Origin of the sequence: Actinotalea sp. JY-7885, from assembly GCF_014525465.1 — a bacterium.
Taxonomy (GTDB): Bacteria; Actinomycetota; Actinomycetes; order Actinomycetales; family Cellulomonadaceae; genus Actinotalea.
The window spans coordinates 1-4,262 of the sequence record NZ_JACEXH010000230.1; the positions used below are offsets into that span (position 1 = coordinate 1).

At 73.7% G+C, this 4,262-nt stretch carries 4 protein-coding genes; 3 read left to right on the forward strand and 1 reads right to left on the reverse strand.

All coding sequences use genetic code 11. The features are described 5' to 3' along the window. A partial coding sequence (locus IDM29_RS15310; RefSeq protein WP_188037737.1) for a hypothetical protein occupies positions 1–1,385 on the reverse strand: 1,385 nt, incomplete at its 3' end. A gap of 304 nt (positions 1,386–1,689) precedes the next feature. On the opposite strand from IDM29_RS15310, the gene ftsE reads away from it, so the two are divergent. The 3 genes from ftsE to IDM29_RS15325 all read left to right on the forward strand — a co-directional run. Beyond that, a complete protein-coding gene (gene ftsE / locus IDM29_RS15315; protein ID WP_182113436.1) occupies positions 1,690–2,379 on the forward strand; it encodes a cell division ATP-binding protein FtsE in 690 nt (229 codons plus the stop codon). 7 nt (positions 2,380–2,386) lie between these two features. After that, positions 2,387–3,301: a permease-like cell division protein FtsX gene (gene ftsX / locus IDM29_RS15320; RefSeq protein ID WP_182113435.1), complete on the forward strand. Its 915-nt coding sequence runs from the start codon at positions 2,387–2,389 to the stop codon at positions 3,299–3,301. Between the two features lie 5 nt (positions 3,302–3,306). Next, a partial coding sequence (locus IDM29_RS15325) for a peptidase M23 (protein ID WP_188037738.1) occupies positions 3,307–4,262 on the forward strand: 956 nt, incomplete at its 3' end.

Here is a 4,262-nt window from a genome sequence, read left to right on the forward strand (position 1 = left end):
GCCCGGCTCGCGGGCAGCCACGACCGCCACGCCGTCGGCGCGAGGTCGAGCAGCAGCCGCCCCGCGGTGCCCCAGCGCCCGGCATCGTGCGGCAGCGTCAGGTCGGGGCACGCGCCCAGGCCCCAGGCGACCTGCGCGGCCGCCTCGTCGTCGTCGGGCAGCAGCCGGGGCAGCGACAGGAGCGCGTCCAGCCCGCCCCGTCCTTCTCCCGCGAGCAGCAGCGCCAGGCCGGTGAGGACGCCGTGCGCCGGCGACCGGTCGGCCTGCGGGACGGCGTCGAGCACGAGCAGCGCCGTCGGGGCGTCACCGGCCTCGAGGGCGAGCCGGGCGGCCCGCGAGGCCGTGCCGGGCGACACACCGACGCCGCCGTCGGCGGCCCACCGGGCGTACCGCAGCACGAGGTCCTCGTCCTCCGGCTCGCCGTTCGGGAACGTCGCGTGCAGGAGCTGCACCCGCCTCCCCGCGCCCACCTGGTGCCGCACCGCTGCCGCGACGACGTCGGTGCAGACCCGCACCGTCGGCCGCGGCGGCGCAGTGACGCCTGCCAGGCCGCCGCTGAGGAGCGCGTCCACGGAGTCGGGGCCCCCCACCCGCGCCGCGTGGGGCAGCGAGAGCCCTCCGGCGAGGGCGAGGACCTCGAGCAGCCGGCGGTCGGAGGGCGTGAGCGCGGCGTACGCGGTCGGCAACGCCGTGTCGAGGCCGGCGCGCCCGGGCCAGCGGTCGACGTCGAGCAGCGCCCCCGGGCCGACGTCGTCGACGTGCTCGACCAGGGCGACGAGCGAGCGCACGTTCCCCCGGCTGGCTCGCCACAGGCGCTCGACCAGACGCGTCGGCGCGTGGCCCCAGCGCCCGGCCAGGAGCTGAGCCGTCTCCTCCAGCGTGAGCGGCGGGATGTCGAGGGCGGTCATGGCGCCCTCGCGCACGAGGACCGCGATGTCACGCGGAAGCGTGCGGAGCGAGTCCGCGACGAGCACGAGGGAGCAGTCCGGCACCGAGGCGAGGGTGGACAGCACGAGGGCGCTCCATGCGTCCACGTGCCGGGCGCCGTGGACCACCAGGACCACCGAGTGGGCGCCCTGGGCGACGAGGTGGTCGACCGCGGAGCGCAGGGCACGCAGGGGGTGCTCGACCGCATCGATGGCACCGTCGCGCAGCAGGGGCATCACCGCGCCGTACGGCACGCCTCCTGAGCCGACCGAGCTGTGGGTGTGCCGCACCGCGACGCGGGGGTCCAGACCCGCCTCGAGCTGGTGGACGAATGCCGTGGTCCCGACGCCGGGCGCACCGTGGATCACGATCCCGTGCGAGTGCGGGTCGGACAGGGCCAGCCGGGCGCGGTCGAGGAGGTCGACACGCCCGACGAACGCGGGCAGGGGTTCGGCCATGGGGGACCCTCCCGGCGACGCAGGTCTGTGCGACCGGGCGAGGGCCCGGTCGACCGCAACCACAGTGTGCACTCGACTCAGACCCGGCGGAACCGCACAAGACCCCATAGACCGGGCGAATTCTCGCAGCACGGGCACGATGCCCCGGCACGGGCTCGGTCCTCCCCCGTCGGGCGGCGTGTCCCGGCCGGACGCGCGGACACCGCTGCTTAGTGTGGTCGCGCACCGCTGGTGCCCGCGGGGCAGCGTGACCCCGGCTCCCCGGGCGGCGGCGACGACCTGAACCCGAGCACCCGAGGACCGCGTGATCCGCTTCGAGAACGTCACCAAGGTCTACGCGCGCGGCGCCCGCCCCGCGCTGGACGACGTCGACCTCGAGGTCGAACGCGGCGAGTTCGTCTTCCTCGTCGGCGCGTCCGGCTCGGGCAAGTCGACGTTCCTGCGCCTCGTGCTGCGCGAGGAGCGGCCGACCGCGGGCAAGGTCTTCGTCGCGGGCCGCGACCTGTCGACCCTCTCGACGTGGAAGGTCCCGCACCTGCGCCGCCAGATCGGCGCGGTGTTCCAGGACTTCCGGCTGCTGCCGAACAAGACGGTCTTCGAGAACGTCGCCTTCGCGCTGCAGGTCATCGGCAAGCCGCGCCACCACATCATGACCACCGTGCCGGACACGCTCGAGCTGGTCGGGCTCGGCGGCAAGGAGAAGCGGCGCCCGCACGAGCTCTCGGGCGGCGAGCAGCAACGCGTCGCCATCGCGCGGGCCTTCGTCAACCGTCCGTCGATCCTGCTGTGCGACGAGCCCACGGGAAACCTCGACCCGACGACGTCGGTCGGCATCATGCGCCTGCTCGACCGGATCAACCGGACCGGGACCACCGTGGTCATGGCCACGCACGACGACGAGATCGTGGACCAGATGCGCAAGCGCGTGATCGAGCTGGACAACGGGCAGCTCGTCCGCGACCAGTCGCGCGGCGTCTACGGATCCACCCGCTGAGGACATCATGAGACTCCAGTTCATCCTCTCGGAGATCGGTCTCGGCCTGCGCCGGAACCTCTCCATGACGATCTCCGTCGTCCTCGTGACGTTCGTGTCGCTGACCTTCGTCGGCGCGGCCGGCCTCCTCCAGCTCCAGATCAACGAGATGAAGGACGACTGGTACGACAAGGTCGAGGTCTCGATCTTCCTGTGCCCCAGCGACTCCGACGCCCCGACCTGCGCGGGCGGCGAGGTGACCGCGGAGCAGACGCAGGCCCTGCGCGACCAGCTCGAGGCCGAGGCGCTCGAGCCGTACGTCGAGGCGGTCTACTACGAGTCGAAGGAGGACGCGTACGAGGCCTTCCAGGAGCGGTTCGCCGACGAGTGGTGGGCCCAGGGCGTGACGGCCGACCAGCTCCAGGGGTCGTTCCGCGTGGCGCTGGTCGACCCGGAGCAGTACCAGGTCGTCTCCGACGCGTTCACGGGCGTGGCCGGCGTCGAGGAGGTCCGCGACCAGCGGCAGGTCATCGAGCCGCTGATCCTCGTCCTCAACCGCTCCAGCCTCGTCGCGGCGGGCCTCGCGGCCGTCATGCTCCTGGCCGCCGTCCTGCTCATCACGACGACGATTCGGCTCTCGGCCATGAGCCGGCGTCGGGAGACCGGGATCATGCGGCTCGTCGGCGCCTCGAACCTGTTCATCCAGCTGCCGTTCATGCTCGAGGGCGCCATCGCCGCGACGATCGGCGCGGCGCTGTCCGTGGCAGGGCTCTGGTTCGGGGTCCGCTACCTCATCGAGGACTGGCTCGCGACGCAGGTCCAGTTCGTGCAGTACATCGGCACCGACGCCGTCTGGACGATCGCCCCGCTGCTGCTCGTCGTCGCGATCGGGCTCGCCGCGGTGTCAAGCGTCGTCACTCTGAGCCGATACACGAAGGTGTGACGCCGATGCCCCCCGCCACCCTCGCCCCCGCGCGCCGCCGCACGCGCCGCGCCTTCGGCGCGCTCCTGGTCGCCGTGCTGGCCTCCGGTGCCGTGCTGCCCGCCGCCGCGGACGAGTACGACGACCGGCGCGCGCAGACGCAGGCGCGCCAGGCCGCGACCGACGCTGCGATGGAGGCGCTGCAGGCCGAGCTCGAGCACACCGACGCCGCCCTCGTGCAGGCCTACGCCGAGCTCCAGGGCATCGAGGCGCAGATCCCCGTGGCGCAGGAGCAGCTGGCCCTCGCGGAGGAGACGCTCGCGCGGCTGCAGCGCGAGGCGCAGATCATTGCGGAGCGCCTGGTGGTCGCCGAGCAGGAGGAGTCCTCGATCACCGCGCAGATCGACACGGACACGGCCCGCGCCGACGACACGCGCGTGGCCATCGGCCAGATGGCGCGCGACGCGTACAAGGGCAACATGGCCCAGTCGTCGTTGTCGGCCGTGCTGGACGCGACGAGCACCGAGGAGTTCGTCGAGCAGTCCGCGCTCGCCTCGACGGCGCTGCGGACCCAGACCCAGGCGCTGCGCGAGCTCGAGCAGATCAACGGGGTCAACCGGAACCGCCAGGTGCGCCTCACGGCGGTCCGCGAGGAGATCACCGGCCTCAAGGCCGAGGCGGACGCCAAGGTCGTCGAGGCCGAGGCCGCGCGCGCGGCCGCCGAGGCGCGCAAGCTCGAGCTCGAGGACCTCCAGGCGGAGGCGGCGGCCAAGACCGCGCAGATCGAGTCCGCCAAGGCGACCATGGAGGCGCAGGAGCGCGAGCTCGCCAACCAGCAGGCCGCGCTGGCCGCGGAGCTGCAGGCCATCGTCGCGGCGCAGGAGGAGCGGCGGCGCGCCGACGCCGCCGCGGCAGCGGCAGCGGCGGCCGCAGCGGGCAAGCCCGCACCACCGCCGCCCTCGGGCGGCTCGAGCGCGAGCCG